Below are 20,581 nucleotides of genomic sequence, written 5' to 3' on the forward strand. Positions count from 1 at the left end.
GTACCCCTCCTTATTGTGTGTTGTCTAGCTCTAGTTGAATGATCAGTATCTGCTTAGATCAACTTTTGCAAATTTTGGGACAGGTTGGACAATAATCTGTTGGAGCCGGTAATTCATAATGAGCACAACATGTTTTGCGTACACGTTGAGGTTGTTCTGAAAGAGGAACTACACGTTTGGGTGTGTAAAACTGAGCTAATGGATTACGCTTTTCGCCAAAACAATCAGCCGGTGCTTGCTTGGTAAGATAGTCTAGATCATGTTGTATGCGTTGCCGTTGATCTTCGCTGACTTCTTTTAATATCCGATTTTCATATAAGACATACACATAGATCGCTATATTTTCCCATAGTATTGTTCGTGAAATAGATGAGACTTCGGATATATTTTTTAAAATCGGTTGCAGATGGTCTGCAAAAATACGTCGTACAATATCTTCTCGCTGTTGTGTATACAGCTCATTATTTTCTGCATGTATAGATTGAAGTTCATATACACTTGGATCACGCAACCATAGATTAGGCATCCATGTTTTGCGTGTAGGCAATTGGAAATAAGCTGATTCTAACTGACAATTGTCGATAGTGAGAGAAAATGTTTTGCGATATACGCTCATGGCATACAACATAGGGCATACCATCATAAAAGCATAACGCTTTGAAAACATTGAAGCTGTAAGTGATCGTGAAGAAGAACGATACAATGGTTGTAGACGATCCAGATAGTCTGCACATTGCTCGGGGTCTAATAGTTCAGCAGAAGTAACACTATACGTATTATCTTCTGCGATCTGATCTGTTAATCTCAATTCTTGATTCAGATAGTTCCATTCTTCAGGTTCCCAAGTTGTAGGATTAGACAGAAATCGATTCATGTAAGATCCTCCCCTTTCCGTAAGGTATAAGCATCGGTGTGCCGAACAAAGGATCACGTGCAATCTGGCAACGCATTTGAAACACCGATTGTACATTTTCGACAGTCATAATCTCTTCAGGGCTTCCTTGTGCGTAAATACCCCGGTCATGTACAGCAATCATATGATGGGCATACCTGCAAGCGAGATTCAGATCATGCAGTACCATAACGATCGTGCGTCCTTCTCGTTCATTCAAGTCAAATAGCAAATCCAAAATTTCCACCTGATGGGTCATATCCAGATAAGTGGTGGGTTCATCTAGCAATAATGTATCTGTTCCTTGCGCCAAAGTCATCGCAATCCAAGCACGTTGCCGTTGTCCTCCGGATAATGAATCCACTGTACGATGAGATAGTTCTAGCATATGTGTTAATTCCAATGCTCGTTGTACCGCTTGTTCGTCCTGAATCGACCACTGCTTCAGCCAACTTTGGTGCGGATATCGTCCTTGCTTCACCAGCTGTTCTACTGTTAACCCTTCAGGAGCAGAAGGGCCTTGCGGCAAAATAGACATCCGGCGTGCAATTTCTTTAGTGGAAATATGAGCAATTTCTTCGCCCGCTAATAATATCGATCCAGTATTAGGCTTAAGTAGACGTGCTAATGTACGCAAAATAGTCGATTTCCCACAGCCATTACTTCCGATCAATACCGTAATTTTACCTTTAGGAATATGCAAATGTAGATCTTCAATAATAGGATCTGCTCCATATGTGATTGTCAGATTGCGAGCTTGTAATTGATCCATCATATGCCCTCCTTTATATTCGAGATAACGTTCACATAGAGATATCTATAGGATCAAAAGCGATTGCGATTCTGATACAACAAATAGATAAAAAAGGGAGCTCCGATTGCCGCTGTAAATATACCTGCTGGAATATCAATCGGATAGAAAGCTGTTCGTGCGATCACATCTGCGACAAACACCAACAGTGCTCCAATTAACCCTGATGCAAGCGAAATGCTACCAAATGTACGCCCCACCCATTTACGAGCAATATGAGGAGCAATTAATCCGACAAATCCGACTGCGCCTACCACAGCAACAGCACTGCCCGCCAGAATAACGCTCAGTATCAACAGCAATAACCGATGCTTCTGTACACGTACACCTAACCCGAGTGCTACATCGTCGCCAAGTTCCTGTGAATTTAGACTACGGGCAAAATACAACAGCAATGGAATCGCAATTACGCATACAGGCAGAATCGAATACACACCACTCCATGTCGCTCCATAGACACTGCCGGTTAACCAGATATACACTTTGCTTGCTGTAAATGTAGAGCTAATGACTAGCATAAATGTCGTCATCGCACTCATCCCTGCGGATATCCCAATACCAATCAACACCAGTCGCATCGGTGTGACTCCATTTTGCCATGACAATAGATAGATCAGTGCAGATACGATCAACGCTCCCATAATGGCTGCTACAGGTAACCAGTCGATACTTAGATGAAATACACTACTTCCATACGAAAGAAATAATACCGCAGCTACAGAAGCTCCACCTGTAATCCCGATAATATCCGGCGAAGCTAAAGGGTTGCGAATCATCCCTTGCAAAATAGCGCCAGACATCCCTAAAGCGGCACCAGCCAGTAACCCTACAACAGCGCGTGGTAATCGTAATCGGTATAATACAAAATCGTATGCTCCTGAACTCTGACCGAATATCGCCCGAATAACTTCCCACGGATGTATCCATGTCTCTCCTATACCGATGCCTATTATACTGACTACGATAACAATCATTGTTAATATCGCCAGAGTACGGACAGATCTTTTTTCCAATTGCATATGAAATCTCGCAGATCGACTGCGTAATGTCCAATATCTAGGTTTGTTCATTTCCATGTCACTCCTTTACGAGCGATATAGAGAAAGAACGGTACTCCGATAAAAGCAGTAATCACACCCAGAGGAACTTCTGCCGGTATAATCACTAATCGTGCAATCAGATCTGCTGTCATCAATAGTAGCCCTCCTAAAGCACCGGAAAAAGGAATGATCCAGCGATAGTCAGTGCCTACCAGTGCACGTGCCATATGCGGAATAAATAACCCTACAAATCCGACAGCTCCTACAATCGCTACCGAACCACCTGCAAGAATCACAATAGTCAGACCCATGACTATTTTGAGCAATACTACTCGTTGCCCCATACCTTTAGCGATATCTTCACCGGTTACAAATAAATTAATAGCCCGGCCCATACCTAATGCAGTCACACCCGCTATAGTCAATAACGGAAGCACAGGCTGTAACATTTCCAGTGTTCGTCCACCGATCGCTCCTGCTAACCAGAAAAGCACATTTTGCATTCCTGTTTCATTTAATACAAGCATCGCCTGTGTAAATGAAGTAAATAACGCTAAAATAGCTGATCCTGCCAGAACTATCTTGATCGGTGTTAATCCATCACGTCCAATAGACCCCAATCCATAGACGATAATAGCGGCTACTAATGCTCCTGCAAAAGCAAACCACATCAATTGTGTCATGTCTGATATCGAAAACATCAGACTCGCGACCACTACAAAAAAGATAGCTCCTGCATTAATCCCAAATGTACTGGGTGAAGCTAATGGATTACGTGTCAATGCTTGCATCAATGCGCCTGCAATCGCCAGACTTGCACCTACGACTAACCCAATAATCGCTCGTGGCAACCGTTCGGTATGTATCAATACATCTGCTGTCGATTCAGGATTGTAATGCAGAAAAGCATTAACCACTTCTCCCCATGATGCAAAAGTTCTTCCTAACATTTGGCTGATCCCAAGGCACACTACACATAGTAGTAAAGTAATAATCAGACTCCATATTTTGGCTGTATTGCTTTTGAATAAAACCAATAGACATTCACTCTTTCATCATTACATTTCGTGAAGTGAGTATCATTCTGACTCACTTCTATCGCTCAATAGTAGATGTGATAAAAGGAGAAGCAGGTGATGTCGCTACCTGTTCTCCTCCTTATGATTACTTGGTTTGAGGTTTCTCTAATTTGTAGATATCATACAATTCATCTAACATCAGACCTGCAGATATATAACCACCTGCTAGATTCCAATTGACTTCATTTACTTTGTAAATTTGATTGTTTTTGTAGGCTTTTAAGTTTTTCCATAATGGATGCTGTGTCCATTGTTGATAATTTTGTTCGATAGCTGCTTTGTCTGTTCCTGAATCAAATACAAAGATCGCATCGGCATCCATATCAGGAATACTTTCTTTCGAATTGACTTTGATTCCCCATTCTTCTTGCTCTTGCGCAGCGGGGCGAGTGAATCCAAGTTCTTTCAATATCAAGCCTGCATACCCCATATAATAAATACGCGCATGATCTGCACGGAAGTTTACAATCGAAGCTTCAATCGGTAAACGGTCGCCCATTTGCTTTTTGAAATCAGCTACACGATCTTCCCACGCTTGTAGCAACTGTGTACCTTTATCTTTTTCATTTAAGACCTGACCTACTAGATCGACTGTTTTTTTCCAATCGTACACTTGATCTACCATAACGGTTGGAGCAATTTCAGACAACTGAGCATATGTAGCTTCATTGCGGAATTTAGAACCGATAATCAAATCGGGCTTTAAATTATAGATTTCTTCCAGATTAGGTTGGGTTTCTAATCCCACTGTAGGTACGCCTGCCAGATCTTTTTTCAAATAATCATAAGCAGGTTCACCTGTATGTGCTTCTACTACGCCTACAGGTTTGACACCATAAGCGACTAACACATCAGTTGCTCCTTGATACAAAGTCACAATCCGTTTCGGTGTTCCTTTGACCTCGGTGGCTCCCATTTCGTGTTCAATTGTACGTACAGATGAATCAGCGCTTGCATTGTCACCTGCTGCTTGAGCGGTAGGCTCTACTGCGCCTTTATTCGTATTTGCACCACAACCTGCGAGGATAATCACGAGAGTCATCATGATGCATAACATATGTATACCTTTAAACGATTTCAACATGGTCTTCGATCTTCCTTTCTGCTCACTACAATTGATATTGATTCTCATTATTAATTATAGTGAACGTTTATTCCTTTAACATGGACAATTCAGTCTAGTCCTTGGAATAATCCGTCATTTGTCGTTTTTATCCAAAAACAATTGACGCACTTTTTCTAACAGCATAAGGTGTGAATATGAGTTATAACAGGTGTGCATATGCTGAGTCGTATACATTTCGTATACAGATTGCGTCTGTACTGCTTGGAGACGTTGCCATAATGGATCTGCACATAAACGGAAAATACCTTGCTCAATACCTGCTTGCATCCCTACAGTTCCATCATGTTGAAAAGGTGTAATTAAGATACAATCTGCATCATAATGAATTAATTCCTCGGGTTGAATTTCATAGTAATGAGCGATATTCTCGACCCCAGCAGGCATGATGAACCCAAGATCGTTATACAATACAGCACCTAGATTACGCTTGCCATAAATACAGATTTTGCTCTCTCCGACACCAAGAATAAGCAATGAGCGTTGACCGAATTTATTTTTCAATTGTTGACGTAATAATTGAGCGATATCTGCATACTGTTCTAGCCAGACTTGCGCTTCTTGATCTTTACCTACAATTCGTGCAATCGTCTGAAAATGAACACGCCAGTCTTCAAAAAAAGGCAATGTGATCGTGGGTGCAATCTGCTCATACATTTTTTCTTTTTGCGACTTTTCAAAATCTCGAAATTCGCAGGTCACGATCAGATCGGGCTGAGCATTCATTAATTTCTCCAGATCAGGCTTATTGTCGCCTATCGGAATCGTATGTTCAAATTGAGTTGTTATGGGATAGGCATTGTTAATCACAGCTGCATAGGGTTCTATCTCAAGCGCTACCAGATGGCCGGTTAACAAATGTTTAAGTGAAGCAATTTTGTTGGAATACCGGATATTATGAATATAGGATTTGGGCGAACGACCTGTGACTGCTTTGAATTTGCGACTAAAATAAAACTCATCACTAAATCCTACCTGCTGAGCTACCGAGCGAAAAGAATCGTTAGAAAGAAGGAGCACTTGCTTGGATTGTGTAATCCGAATTTCAGTGAGATGCTCCATCGGACTTTTACCGACTACTTTTTTGAAAGCACGCGAATAATAATCTGCACTCATCCCTGCAATCTCTGCCAATTGATTGCGAGTAATTGAAGTGGCATAATGCTGTTCCATATGATCCAATGTAGCGGCTATCGCTTGATTCATATCAGGCTTCTGCTCTTGAGCATCTTCTTTGAACAAATGGATTAACAATTCTTGAAAAATAACATTGGCTTTCATCTGATCCCATAGATTTTCTTGATCATGCTTATCTTGAATCTCACGTACACGATCGGCAAACCAGCGAAAATGAGCCACATGCAGTTCATACAGTCCGAGCAACTCAATCGGTACAAAGTGCCCTTGTCCGTCAGGCTGTAATACATGAAAAGAAAGAATATAGTATTCGGTACGACTATCGCTTTCAATCATTATTTTGAGCGAAGCATGTGGAGGTACCAAAAACACTTTTTGCTGATGTAGATCATAACGGTTACCGTTAATAATAATCTGCCCTTTGGCCTCTTTAAAAAGTAAAAGACTATGCAATGTGGCATCGTAGCGTGGTAACACTTGATCCGCATATTGCACAGTCTGTAATTTATAAATATAGGAAGGAAATTGTCGATACTGATCTAATACCTTACTCATCACTCGTCGCCTTTCTACATAGATTGAGAATAATTATCATAATTATGAGAACTATTCTCATTATATAGATTTAGACGGAAAAGTAAATTGTTGTAGCAATTGACGCTAGAGATTACAACTGTAAAAATGGATTCTGAATCGTACTTTGACCGGATGGCATACTGCCCGGTACACCGGCTTGTTCTAACAAAGGCTTCACTAACAATTTAAGTGGCCATTCTTCTTTTTCGAATAAAATAGAATAGATCGCTTGTCTCACTTCTACCGCAAAAGGAACTTCATGTAACTGCTCTCGCAATTGATCTCGCAGTATATTCCACAATAATTTCTCTTTGATATTATACATGGTAGATAGCGCATCTATAATCGCATACAGATTGACTTGTATCCCTAACGTTTGCAAGTAAAAGATCAATTCTTCAGGTGTGTCATTGTACAGGCTATTAGAGTAACCCGGACGAATCATATATTGAGGATCGTCTATGCCTTGTTGCTGAAGCCATGGTAAATGAAGCCGTACAGAATCATGATCTCGTAACAGCATCTGCTTCATATATCCATATTGCCAGACTAATACGCTGTTCTGTCCATGCAACTCTGGCATTAATCCTAAGCGGAATAATCGTAAATTGATTTGGAAAAAAGTCTGGCAGACTTCGCCAAATAAGATACAAATCGATTCTTGATTAACATCCAGATCACGAACCTTCATCCATTCATCAAAAAAGTGTCCTTCACGTGGTGCATCAGTAGATACAGGTAATACTACCGAAAGAGCAGACATCGGCAATAAACGTGTACCTTTTTCCCCTGTGATTAACGATGTTGGATAGGTGCGCACCATTGCTGCTAGATGTCTGGGTTCATCATCAAATAAACTTCCTGCTTCAGGCATATATGCCCACCAGCGACGTTCATCACAAAGAAATAACTGTTGTGCCAATATAGGGTCACATTTTAATGCTTGTTCTAACATGCGTTGTCCACGTTGACCGTTAATCAATTTGACAGCTGGCAGATAGCGAGAAGCCCCTAATGAAAAGACGCTAAGCGGTAATTTGATATAATGCGGGCTATCATTTACAGGAGATAGTGACCGTACAGAAGATGTAGCTTCAAAAAGACCCAGTTGAAGCTGAAGATCAATCCAATCGCCTTGTGCTTGTGCTGTTCTCAAATAGTGAGGCAGATTATGCTGTAATTGCCACGGATGAACAGGAATCGCTATATATTCATTCGTATTTAATCCTTTGTTCTCAATCGCTTGGATCACTTGCTGTTGTTGGTCTAACGATAAAAGATCAGTCATTGGTTCTGATAGATCGCAAGCCAATGTGCTATCTTGGCGATAATCATAGAGCTGATAATCAAGCACTATTCTGTCTAGGAGCGCTTCCCCTTCCATCACCAGATTGCGCTTTATAGCGATCCATGATAACGAGATCGGTTGCGCAAATTCCGCACTGTATTGACGATAATCTTGCTTATCTAATCCTACTTTGGCTTTGGATACGGGATGAAAAGGTCGATCTCTTAAAGAAGCATATCGCTCCATCTGCTGAAAAAAATCACTTGCAGACCGATCACACCATGACTCTTCAGACAGGGAATGATCTAACGACCATGTGGTTTGCTTTATTGTCTCCTCTAATAATTGTACAAATCGCTTCACTCCCGGTTGTTCGCGGTAAGTGGCTGTTAAGCATTGATCATTGACTATTTTCATCAATTGAACGGGTGTTAATGGAGTGATCTGTAGTAATGGTGCATTGTGATCTGTTGTACATGTAGTTGAATAACGAATAGCATAGACATGTGTATCGGTTAGTTCTTTTGCAGATAATGAGGCAGGTCGCGCTGTAGCCCGTTGCCTATACGAATGTATAGTTACACTGGCAGGAACATAACGATACGGTTGCACAATCGCTGATTGTACAGGGAAAACAACCATATATTGTGGTTGATCTATCCGTTGAGATGAATCAGATAATGTGGATGGCTCAATTGATAAAGCTGGAATTTCCCAGTAATACCACAAGCTATTTTGTAATAAAGAGGTATCTGTTATAGAAGAAAGAACAGATAAGATGTCTTCTTTTTGTGACTTATGCTGGTGTATTAAGGTAGAGATCAATTTTTGCTTTAATTGTTCTGTAGATAATAGGTGCAGTTGATCGTTAGACCAGAATCCTTCGGCTAGCAATGTATTTATCAGATCTTGCATCACCTGTTCTGAAGCTACTTTTTGCTTGATTTGAATCTCAGTCTGCTCTAAATCTGTGTATGCTGGAGTAATAGATTGCTCAGAGACAAGTTGATCCTTGTTAGTAGCAAGTGGTTCTAACACTTCATTCCAATTCATAATGATTCATAACCTCCTGTGTGATGATCGATATAGATCATATCGGGATGAGGATGACTTAGAAAATCATGATGCGATATCGTCCATGCATACGCACCGGCAATCGAAAACAAAACAATATCTCCTACAGCAATCTGTTCTAGTGTTACCTCTTGAGCAAGGATATCTTTGGGTGTACAAAGTTCGCCTGCAAGTGTAAGAGTCACTTGCTCTTGACGTGGACGTTGAAATGGATAATCCCACTGCTCTATCGCTATCATTTGAAAAGGTTGATTGTGTCCCCATGAGACAGGTAAACGAAAATGATGAGTCCCTCCACGCAAAATCGCATAATGCTTATCATGATTACATTTAAGATCAATCACTTCTGACGCATAATAACCTGCATGAGCGACTATATATCGACCCGGTTCAAAAATCAGTTCTACGCCTGGCAATACTTCTTCGCTCCAGATATGATGTAGTCCATTGATAAATGTCTCCCATTCGAAATGACGATCTGGTTCTGTATAACAAATACCAAATCCTCCTCCAGCATTAAGGTATTGAATAGACAAGTTATATTCACGAATCCAACGACTCACCGATTGAATATACATATGAACTAGTTCTACATGTAATTGAGCATCCAGATTATTAGATACCGAATGCATATGGAATCCTGCTAACGTCAACTGTGGCAAAGACTGTACTAATTGGATCGCTTCTCCGATCTGTACTTCATCGATTCCAAATTGCGTCGGTTTCCCACCCATCGTAACTGTACCTGTAGGAATACTTTTTCTTAAATTAACACGTAGTAGAATCTGAACCGTTTTATTTTTTTGCTCCGCTATCCATGCGATTCGGCGGATTTCATGTACACTTTCAGCATGAATAAGCATCACATTGTGATCAATCGCTTGTTCAATCTCAATATCTTTTTTACCCGGCCCACCAAAAATAATATGAACATCTGGATCGATTAAGCGAATCGCTTGCACTTCTCCGATTGATGCCGTTTCAAAACCATCAACGATTGGAGCTAATGCTTCAATCAGACGTGGATCAGGATTCGCTTTGACCGCATAAAATAAATGCGTGCCTGCTGGCATATCGGCTACTTTGGAACGTGTACGCTCACATAATGTATTGAGATCATAAATAAAAGCACATACTGGTTTTCTAGATATGACATGGGGATCACGATTGGCTTGTTCTGCTGCTCTTATTCGATAGACTTCATCCATAATCGAAGAAGGCGCTTGCGCTATATAGGGAGCATGCGTTTGAGTAGTATTTGAGTTCAACATAAAGCCTCCTTTGCGTGCTGAATATCTATCATGCAATTACGATTGATCATTTATAATTGTGCGATTGTTCTTTGGAAGGGATAGCAGAAGCTACAGGAAATTGAGCTAATTTACTTTGTAACGCTCGAAAAGCTATTCCACGTTCATCTCCTAATACGTAAGCCTGTACTCCTTTTCCTTGCCAGTAATCATATTGATCCGGTTGACGAGGAATTGCGCAATAAGGGATCTGTTGGTCAGCGGCAACTTGTTGAATATGATCCAATGCTTGACGCACATGAGGATGCTCGGTCTGCCAAGGTACACCATAAGATTGTGATAGATCAGCTGCTCCTTCAAGCACCATATCGACTCCTTTTACACTTAGAATCTTATGGATGTGTTCGACTCCTTTGACCGTTTCAATCATCGGTACAATCATGATTTCTTGATTCGCTCGATCCATATAATCCACTAGATTGTCTCGTCCAAAAACACTCGGTCGCCCGCTATTCATACTTCGTTGACCGATAGGGAAATATTTAGCCGCTTGAATCACGGCTTCGATCTGTTCTTTAGTTTCCACTTGCGGAATAACTATTCCCATTGCTCCGCTATCCAGCACACGTAAAATCACTTTGGCATTGATTTCAGGGATACGTACCAATGGTGTAATCCCAGATTGTTCAGCTGCACGAATCATATGTTCAACCGTTTCAGGATTGATCATCACATGTTCCATATCAATAATTACAAAATCAAAACCGGCATAAGCGATCATTTCAACCATAATTGGTACAGGCACAGAAGCGATCAATCCAAATACTGTCTGCTGTTGTGCTAATTGCTGGCGTAGCCGATTGGACGTTAACATGTGGATTGTCGGTAAGCATATAATGGGTTCATTCCATCTTTGAAATGAAGCTCACCATCTCCGAACAATCTTCTTTTGGTTAATTCTTCGATTAATACTGTCTCCGCAAACAGATCAAAACAATCAAACCGTTCTTGATGCTGTGGATGGTCATGCTGATATTGATGGATAATATCGGCGGTCATTTTCCAGAATGATTGTTCGGATAACTGATAATGCTGTTCCAAAAACATACACATTTCTGTAGCTGCAATAAAAAAGAACGCATCATAAGAGAAATCCCGTACATCATTAGGGTTATTCGTTTGGATAAATGAATTACGATTGATCTTTGCATGACTTGGCGGTTCTGGCGTTAGATCAGGGCATAATTCAGGTTCTACCAGATGTGTCACTGAGAAACGAACACCGTCATGAAAATCTTTGAGTGCAATACGTGTAGGTAATCCATCATGATGAATCAGAATAATATTTTGACCGTGTGATTCCATTCCAATTCCGTGCGCATATAACATATGAATAATAGGAGTAACCGTTGCTGTTAACATGGCATATGTCCACCGTTCTACTCCATATTGCTGTATCCACGGATCGATCAGAGGTACACCGCTTGGTTGCACATGACATAATCCATTGAAAGGAACACCGTCTTCCCCTTCTTTTAGATACGTATGCAGACTTTCACGCCAGATCGTTCCTAATGAACCATAGGTCTGTGACTGTCGATATTCGGGCAACTTTTCATAATTGAAAGTGATTCCTGCACGCTCACGTAAAACTACAAATCCAAGCTGACGGGCAGTCTCGTTATGTTGAATCAATCGAGTTAACCAATCTGTAATCATCGCTCCATTAAGAACGGTATGCCCTGCTAATATACGAGCAGTTGATGTGTTGGTAATACTTAATGCCATTTTCAAATAAGGAGCTTCAGGTCTTGTTCGATTGCCTAATGTACGAATCGATTGCTGAGCATAATAAGCATCATTTCCAATTCCGAGCGGAACGATCTGTTGACTGGCTAGTTCACGGTAAAAAGCCGATACAATCTTATTCTTCCACTGCCACGGATGAACAGGGATCAAGTGATAATCTTCTATATTCAATTGTTGCTGTTGTAAAATCTGCTGAAATTGATTCCATTGCTTGGTGCCTAATGATTCCTGCATAAATGAATCGTGATCTTCGACTGTAGTTGAAAAAGCAGACAAACTGTATTCTTTAGCCACCGCTAACCAAATCGGGTACAACGATTGTTGAAATTCTGGCCCATACTCAGCATTATCTTCTAACGTAAAACCGATTCTAGATTTATAACAAGGATGGTATGGATGACCGTCTTTGATCTGCCCTTCCAGCTGATCATAATAAGACTGTTCTGTTGAGAATACACTTTGTTGTACATATGCTTGAGATTGTAAATCTTTCAATAATGTCTGTTCTAGTTCATTACGGAATTGTTGTAGCTTCTCCCCTTGTTGTACTTGTTGAAGTACTTCATTCAAAAATTCATGCAGATGTGCTGTCTGTTGTTGTCCGTCTGTCGCTATTCGTATAACAGGAACTTGCTCTAATCTTACTCTGCCAAAGCTCACCATCCGCTTACCCGTACACATATACTGCACCTTTTGTTGATCTGTAGTTACACCGACTATAGTAAACTGCTGATAAGCTTTTGGCTCTGATAAGCTAGAACGTATTTGTTGCTGAGACATTTCAGTCTGAAGATAAGGAAGAATATCTTCATAGATGATTGCTTGCATTAATTGACGAATAATTCGCTGTTCTACTGCTGGAAAATGTTCTGAATGGAGTGCTTTGATCATATCAAAAGGATCAGTCGATTGTGTCAATGATAAGGCTGAATACGTAGGTAATTGTTGTGTAAACGTCATTATTTCACCTCGGATTAAGTTAGTGATACCTATAGAGATTGGATTTTGGAACGTGTCCGTACACTTTGCATGAGTTAAGTGACATTACTCTGCGTTTTTATCAACTTTTAGCTAGATATAAAGGATTCGGAATAGCGATAAATGAAGGATGATCGCCTTTGGCTTGAAAACAACTGATAAAGTTAGCTTTAGCGGGTAACGTTTTTACGTGTAGTAAAGATTCAATATGATGGCAAAGAGAACTATTTCCTTCTAACGCTGCTTGGGTTCTCCATATTAATAATTGTTGTTGTACTATATTCCAATAGTGCTGTTCACTACGTTGTTCATAGGCGGCTATGGTGTGAATCAATGAACCTAAATGATTGACTACAAAATAGTATCCTGTTCTTAACCATGAAGTCTCGTGATCATATAGCACATGACTATCCTGTTCGATTAACGTTTGAATCCATTCCTCTACGGATGGACATGTTCGATCAATACTGACTCCTTCCAGATCGCGTACATAATAACAGTCTGGCATCCCGTCTTTGAGCGAAATTAATGAATTTTGCAGATGGGCTTCAAAGCTTATCCCGTAATCTGTAAAAACACGTAATAACGATAAAAGAGTAATTTCTGTATACTTTGATAACCATGTTGATAAATGTGGAACTGTATCTTCTGCATGTTGACGAATCACTGATATTAATTTGGGTTCATTAGTGTTGGGCGCTGATTCCAATAGGGAAGCTACAACATACGTATGCTCAGGATCAATCTGTTGTGGACGATAAATGACAGTCATGGCAGCAGTCCATTGCTCTTGCTGCGCCAAAGTCATGGCCGTCGATGAGTTAAACTGGTTGTCGGTAGCTGATTTGCTATCATTTACTTTATGATTTTCCGCTAGATCGGTAGTCCATTGTGTACTTAACGTACCGACTTTTACTGAACTGTAGCCTGTTTCTGTTAACACTTTAAAATGATTCGATTCTATCGCTGTCCGTTTATGATGAATAATGCGTGCAGCGTCGATAGTCCGTTTGGCTTGTTCTATTGTATTTTCACGAATAAGATTCGTTATTCGGATATGCAAGGGTAACTTATATCCTCGATGGTCTTTGGGATTCCAGACTGTTCTGACCGAAGAAGTCGGATATAGTTCATCACCGAGTGACCCTAACAATACCAAATACTGAGACTGTATCGCTTGCTCCACAATAGGAAGCGTCTGAATATACTTTGCTTGCCACGGATGCATTGGTAAAAGATGATATTGATCTGCCTGTACACCTTTTGCATGTAACAGGTCTGTTGCTTGCTGATATATGGAAGATGAGATTGCTTCTTGTCTGGTCTGTTCATCTAGCCAGTGTTCCTCGATATAGATCGACTGTACCGCAATATAAAACAACTGAAAGCTAGCTCCCATTTCTGGACTATATAATGTTAATTCAGGGATAGCGAATCCTTCTGAACTTTTAGGAAATGGATGAAAAGGATGCCCTGCAATCAGTGACTGTTCCGAATAGATATAATCGTTACAATCTAAACCGTGATCAGCAAGATGATGATCATAGTAATATTCCATTTTGGTCAGACTGTTTCCGATGCGATCTACCATTTGTTGCTTCTGCGAATCTCTTGCCTGACTATCTGTATAATGACTTACTTCTTCGATCATATAATTGATCAACTGATAGGCCGTTATGATCGCTGGAGATTGCTCTTGTTCAATACACACAAAATAATAAATATAATGATGCTGACCGATCAGAGAATAATACGTCACCTCTGTCTGTATCCATCGCCCGGTAAAAGGAAGCTGGATCAATATCATGTCATACGATTCTTCGATATTAATATCTAATCTGGATATCATTTTGTTGTCCAGTAAAGGGAACTTCTCAATCACGGCTGAAATTCTAGGGTCAAATTGTTTCGTTTCTCGTAAATAACTATTGAGTATCGCTTGAATACTTGCAGCAAGTGCCCACTTTTTGGCATCTGAAATAGGATTTTCTGTTAATTCAAAGTCTTCAATATCCGTTGTTTGTTGCATTATTTTCTGATTTTGATGAGTATCTATAGAAGACACATTATGCACTCCTTTTCGTATGATGGATAGGCTCAGAAGATGTTACCGTCTGATGCATAAAGAAAGCCGCTGGAATCGTAAATAAAATGATTATACTTAACACCCAGAATCCCTGATTGATCGTATGCAATGTGCTAAAGGCATCTGAATGTCCATCAGCTATAAGCTGAGTCCGCCGAACTTCATAATAGACTGAAATGATCACAATTCCGAGTGAAGAAGTTATTCTTCGAATCACATTATTCATGGCTGAGCCTTGAGATACCAGCTGATCAGGAATTGCATTTAACCCTGCTGTCGTGACAGGCATATTCGATAATCCCAACCCTACTCCGCGCAACATCATCAGTACAAAAATGATCCAGATTGGCGAATTAACTTGCAACATGCCCAGCATCGCAGTCGTAATACAGGTCATAGATAAACCAATCAACACAATCATTTTCGGCCCTTTACGATCAAGATGTTTGCCTGCAATTCGGACAAAAATACCTGTGAAAATCGCTGAAGGTAAAAATACCAATCCGGTCATCATTGCACTATATCCGTATACATTTTGTACCAGTAAAGGAACCATAAAAATCGTAGCAAACATCGCAATGGCTTGTACACTGACTACCACGACACTAAGCGTATAGGTCGGAATATTGAAGATACGTAGATGCAGTAATGGTTGTTCTTTGGTTAACTCCAAACGAACAAAAATAATAAGCAATACAACTCCAACACCCAGCATCACAAGATTAGACCCTAACCATATATCTGCCAGATGCTTCATTTGACCCAGTGTCCATAAAATAACGCCAACTCCCAGCGTCACTGTAACAAATCCGCTCATATCAAATGTTCGCTTCCGATCAGGTGTCGTATGTGGCAAATACTTAAGCCCGATCAGTAACCCGAGCAATCCAGTAGGTACATTCATCCAAAATAAAGATTGCCAGCTTCCCCATTCGATCATCATTCCTCCGACTGTAGGGCCAATAGCAGGTGCAACCATAATCGCAATGCCCCAGATTCCTGTCACACGACCACGTTCATTTTTGGGAAAAGCATCGAACATAATCGCTAGTGATAGCGGAATCATCAATCCACCTGCAATCCCTTGTAACCCGCGAAAGCAGATCACAGATAACAAATTCCATGAAAATGACCCAAGTATAGACCCGATAATAAACAGGAACAGTCCGAGCAAATAGATTCTTTTTTTACCAAATCGATCGCCCAAATATCCTGTTAATGGCATCGTCATTCCCATACCTAGCAGAAAAATAGTAATAATCCAACTGGTGGAACTGGCACTACTCTGAAAAACGTTCATCAATTCAGGAACAGCCGGATTGAGCGAACTGTTATTCAAAATGACTGTAAATGTCCCTAGTAAAATACTACATAAAATCATCCATTCCGCAGAAATAGCCAACTTATATCGATGCTTGATCATTACACTGTAGAAGTCTGTAACGTTTGATACGCTGTAGTGACAGCTTCACCAAAAATACGAGTGACTTCTAATACTTGCTCTCGTGTAATAATAAGGGGTGGTAAAAAACGCATGACAGTAGAATGTCTTCCTCCTACTTCCAGAATCAGTCCATGTTTCAAACATTCTTGTTGAATCAAGCTTGCTAATTGTGGATGTGCTGGATAATGCCCTAGATGATCCATGATGTGCTGATCATTTACAATCTCCACTCCAATCATTAATCCACGACCACGAATATCACCAATACAACCCACTTGCTGTTGAATCTGCTGTAACTGTTCTACCAATAACGATCCCATATCAGTGACATGCTCAGGCAAATGATGTTCACGAATATAACGTAATGTTGCAAGTCCTGCTGCCATCGCCATCTGGTTACCACGGAAAGTACCAATATGTGCACCTGGATTCCATTGATCCAAATCTTTGTTATAGATAACAACAGATAATGGCAAGCTTCCTCCGATAGCTTTGGACAATACCAATACATCAGGAATAATACCTGCATGTTCAAAAGCATACAATTTGCCTGTCCGACCAAGCCCTGTCTGTACTTCATCAATAATTAATGGAATATTGCGTTCTTGTGTAATACGACGCATTTCACGAATCCACTCTACAGGAGCAGGAATAGAGCCTCCTTCGCCTTGTACCACTTCAAAAATCATTGCACATGGCGATACAATGCCACTCTCAGGATCATCCAACAAATTTTCGATATAACTACTACTGATCTGATGCGTCTGTTCTCCGCCTATTCCGAAGGGGCAACGATATTCATACGGATACGGCATAAAATGAACATCAGGAATCAATCCATTCACACGTTCTTTTTGCCCTAATGTTCCACTAAGGCTCATTGCAGCATGAGTCGATCCATGATATCCCCCTTGAAAAGATAAAATACTACGTTTACCTGTAGCTGTTTTGACTAACTTTATCGCCGCTTCGATTGCATCTCCTCCGGTAGGGCCACAAAATTGAATTTTGGCATTTTGGGCAAAAGATGGCGGAAGACTTGCAAATACTTCTTCTACAAACTGTTCTTTGAGGGGTGTAGTCAGGTCTAAGGTATGCAACGGATGCTTGTTGGTTAGTAATTGCTGAATCGCTTCGATCACAACAGGATGATTATGTCCAAGAGCTAATGTTCCTGCACCTGCTAGGCAGTCATAGTATACTTTGCCATCCATATCTGTAATATGAATCCCTTCAGCTTCTTTGATAACAATTGGTAATCGGCGTGGATAGGAACGAGCATTAGACTCTCTTTCAGATTGGCTTTGCAAATAACGTGTATTTTGAGATACGGCTGAATCTACTGTTTCTATCATCATAATCTCTCCTTTGATATTGATAATCATTTTCAATTAGGCACTTCTTTAGTATATGGAATAAATTTCTAGACTCCATAGACATTTACGTCCTGTATTTGTACAAATACTACATCTTCATTTTTAGGAATCGCGATCAGACAAAAAAAGACGACTCTATAAGAGAACTATAGAAATCGTCGATACAACAAATTAGCTATTCATTTTTCGATATGTCCATGTATGAATAAGCTCTTGATATTTCTTTTCATTGACAGAATGAGGGTCATTTTCCCTAGATGATAATGTGGATTCTATCGTAATCTGCTGATCAATACATTGCCCTGTCAACCAGCTATAATACTTGTCTACAGGTAAAGCGATTTGCCAATCGTATTTATTACTAGCTGAATCTGTAGCTTCATAATGTCGCCACTCTACTGCTGTCCAATCGATCCATGCAGTCGATAAGGCAACCGGTACATGTGGAATCAGGCTACCTGCTCTGACCAGTATAATGATCGGAATGATGGATTCTTCTATATGATGCCAAGTCGAGCCTGCATATCTCTTACCTGTCTGATAATCGATCCACTCTCCAGAAGGAGTATATACCTCTCTAGCTGTCATTCCTTGTTCTAACATCGGAGCAATTAACAGATCTGTTCCTAGAAAATACTGATCTTCAATCTGCCATACACCCGGTTCATCTGGATATTCAAGCAATAGTGGACGCAGTAATGGAATACCTTGTTCAGCACTTACAACCGATTGTGTATAAATATAAGGCATCAACTGATATTTTAACTCAACTGCTTTTCTAAAATCTTCGGTAAACTCTTCATCATAATGCCACGGTTCTTTGGGGGGTGCTCCATGACATCGACTATGCGACGTCAACATTCCAAAAGGCATCCAGCGTCGATACAATTCTCGCGGACTTTGATGGACAAATCCACCGATATCATGACTCCAAAAAGTAAAACCACTCAACCCCAATGACATTCCTGCTCGCAAAGAAGCCGCCATGCCATTATCCGTATTTTCAACATCACCGCCCCAATGTAAAGGATACCGTTGACTGCCAGCCCATGCGCTACGTGCCCAGATAATCGATTCACCAGTGACTTTTTGTGTAATCTCAGATACCGCCTGATTATAGCGAAGAGGATACAGATTATGCTCTTTCCATCCCTTTTGACGAGAATAATACGAACCATGAATCGGTGCACTTTCTCCAAAATCGACTTTGATTGCACTTACACCTATATTTAATAATCCTGCAATCTTTTGTTGATACCATACTACGGCGTCAGGATTGGAAAAGTCTAAAATGGCATCTTCCCCTGCAATATAACCATTGCCATCACTAATCGCATAACCTTTGGCAATAATCTCTTCATATAGCGGATTAGAAGGCATAAAATAAGGATACTGCCATAAGCTAATCCGATATCCCTGCTCACGTAAATCCGTAATCATTTGCTCTGCATGATCAAAACGACTGGTCGAAAATTGATAATCACAACGCCAATCATGCTCAAACCAACCGGTATCCAGATGAATGACATCACAAGGAATCCGGTGCTCTTGCAACTGACTAGCGACTTCCCTCACTTCTTGTTCGGATTGATACGTTATACGGCTCATCCACAATCCGAAAGACCACAACGGTGGAACAGTAGATTTCCCTGTTAACGATGTGTAACTAGACAGTATTTGTTTGGGTGTGCCGAAAAAGAAAAATAAATCCAGTTCATCTTCCCCAATATAGATCGTATTGGTTCCATCAAAATGATGACCTACATCACAAGTCATCGGACAGCTATGATGAAAAAACATCCCATAACCTCGATTACTCCATAACAATGGAATAGGCTTATACATATCTGCGGTCTGCGCGCTTAAAGGATCATATGTAAACCAGTTAAACTTTTGTCCGCGTTTATCCATTTTCAAAAAGGATTCGCCACCTCCATATAATCGTTCTCCTGGAGATAAAGCAAAACTTGCTGCTAGACTACGATTCATATCTTTCGCCGATCGGATAAAACAAAATGGAGTTGGGTCGGAGCTGAGAATAGAAGCTTGATCTGCCATATGATGTGTGCGTGTTAATAATTTTCCTGTAGCATCTCGAAACTCTATCCGCCATGGTTGGTACATTATCGTTACCGAGCCATAAGCACTTCGATACGTCACATGATCATTATCCTGTTGTTCGATAATCCAATCTTGACTAACAGGTATTTCTTCCTCTGCAAGCATCAGACTATGGCGGGGTTCTAAAGTGGGCTTACGAACGGTTAATCGAATCCGAACCGTCTGTGCATCAACAAATTCCAAGCGAAAAGGAAAAGAAGGTGATTCGGTATAGGCAGGAAATTCCCACGATTCTGTGGCTGTAAAAGGCAATGTATATTTACCAAAATCCAATCTAGGCTTACGTGAATACCGTTCCCAATGTATCTCGCCGGTGGCTGTTTCGGGATTGAAATGCTCTATATGCATCCCCATAAAATAGGTATTTTCAATCTGTCCAAATGCTTTGCTCATATCAATAGGTTCACAAAGTAATGCTGTATCATATAATCGAATCATTCGTAGTTATCCTCTCACTATTTATTTAATTGATAACGTTTACATCTTAAAATATTGTA

14 protein-coding genes are annotated in these 20,581 nt (G+C 40.4%); all 14 read right to left on the reverse strand.

Annotated elements, in window-relative coordinates; translation table 11 throughout:
• Window positions 1-58: 58 nt before the first annotated feature.
• Entirely contained in the window at window positions 59-874 is an 816-nt protein-coding gene (locus tag PTI45_RS10980) for an IucA/IucC family C-terminal-domain containing protein (protein WP_069327620.1), read from the reverse strand.
• Window positions 855-1,664 carry an ABC transporter ATP-binding protein gene (locus tag PTI45_RS10985; protein ID WP_069327621.1) on the reverse strand — a complete coding sequence of 270 codons (810 nt, stop codon included), beginning with the start codon at window positions 1,662-1,664 and terminating at the stop codon, window positions 855-857. The genes PTI45_RS10980 and PTI45_RS10985 overlap by 20 nt, the downstream gene beginning before the upstream one ends.
• 53 nt (window positions 1,665-1,717) lie before the next feature.
• Window positions 1,718-2,779 carry a FecCD family ABC transporter permease gene (locus PTI45_RS10990; RefSeq protein WP_069327622.1) on the reverse strand — a complete coding sequence of 354 codons (1,062 nt, stop codon included), beginning with the start codon at window positions 2,777-2,779 and terminating at the stop codon, window positions 1,718-1,720.
• Window positions 2,770-3,780: a FecCD family ABC transporter permease gene (locus tag PTI45_RS10995; protein WP_069327623.1), complete on the reverse strand. Its 1,011-nt coding sequence runs from the start codon at window positions 3,778-3,780 to the stop codon at window positions 2,770-2,772. The genes PTI45_RS10990 and PTI45_RS10995 overlap by 10 nt, the downstream gene beginning before the upstream one ends.
• 127 nt (window positions 3,781-3,907) lie before the next feature.
• Complete coding sequence (locus tag PTI45_RS11000; RefSeq protein ID WP_275094491.1) at window positions 3,908-4,867, reverse strand: ABC transporter substrate-binding protein; 960 nt, start codon at window positions 4,865-4,867, stop codon at window positions 3,908-3,910.
• A gap of 153 nt (window positions 4,868-5,020) precedes the next feature.
• On the reverse strand, window positions 5,021-6,637 hold the full coding sequence (locus PTI45_RS11005) for an ABC transporter substrate-binding protein (RefSeq protein ID WP_069327625.1): 1,617 nt from the start codon (window positions 6,635-6,637) through the stop codon (window positions 5,021-5,023).
• A 112-nt stretch (window positions 6,638-6,749) separates the two neighbouring features.
• Window positions 6,750-8,999, reverse strand: coding sequence for an IucA/IucC family protein (locus PTI45_RS11010; protein WP_069327626.1), 2,250 nt, complete (start codon window positions 8,997-8,999; stop codon window positions 6,750-6,752).
• The gene (locus tag PTI45_RS11015; protein ID WP_245703470.1) at window positions 8,996-10,288 is read right to left on the reverse strand and encodes a type III PLP-dependent enzyme; all 1,293 of its coding nucleotides are present in this window, start codon (window positions 10,286-10,288) and stop codon (window positions 8,996-8,998) included. The genes PTI45_RS11010 and PTI45_RS11015 overlap by 4 nt, the downstream gene beginning before the upstream one ends.
• A 49-nt stretch (window positions 10,289-10,337) precedes the next feature.
• Complete coding sequence (locus tag PTI45_RS11020; protein WP_069327627.1) at window positions 10,338-11,144, reverse strand: HpcH/HpaI aldolase family protein; 807 nt, start codon at window positions 11,142-11,144, stop codon at window positions 10,338-10,340.
• The gene (locus PTI45_RS11025; RefSeq protein WP_069327628.1) at window positions 11,138-13,039 is read right to left on the reverse strand and encodes an IucA/IucC family protein; all 1,902 of its coding nucleotides are present in this window, start codon (window positions 13,037-13,039) and stop codon (window positions 11,138-11,140) included. Before PTI45_RS11025 ends, PTI45_RS11020 begins: the two co-directional genes overlap by 7 nt.
• A 100-nt stretch (window positions 13,040-13,139) precedes the next feature.
• Window positions 13,140-15,122, reverse strand: coding sequence for an IucA/IucC family protein (locus PTI45_RS11030; RefSeq protein WP_083243470.1), 1,983 nt, complete (start codon window positions 15,120-15,122; stop codon window positions 13,140-13,142).
• A 1-nt stretch (window position 15,123) separates the two neighbouring features.
• On the reverse strand, window positions 15,124-16,566 hold the full coding sequence (locus PTI45_RS11035) for an MDR family MFS transporter (protein WP_083243471.1): 1,443 nt from the start codon (window positions 16,564-16,566) through the stop codon (window positions 15,124-15,126).
• Window positions 16,566-17,942: an aspartate aminotransferase family protein gene (locus PTI45_RS11040; protein ID WP_425415577.1), complete on the reverse strand. Its 1,377-nt coding sequence runs from the start codon at window positions 17,940-17,942 to the stop codon at window positions 16,566-16,568. Before PTI45_RS11040 ends, PTI45_RS11035 begins: the two co-directional genes overlap by 1 nt.
• Before the next feature lie 192 nt (window positions 17,943-18,134).
• Window positions 18,135-20,522, reverse strand: a complete 2,388-nt coding sequence (locus tag PTI45_RS11045) for a glycoside hydrolase family 31 protein (RefSeq protein ID WP_069327629.1) — start codon at window positions 20,520-20,522, stop codon at window positions 18,135-18,137.
• Between the last annotated feature and the right edge of the window lie 59 nt (window positions 20,523-20,581).

Origin of the sequence: Paenibacillus nuruki (genome assembly GCF_001721045.1) — a bacterium.
Classification (GTDB): Bacteria; Bacillota; Bacilli; order Paenibacillales; family Paenibacillaceae; genus Saccharibacillus; species Saccharibacillus nuruki.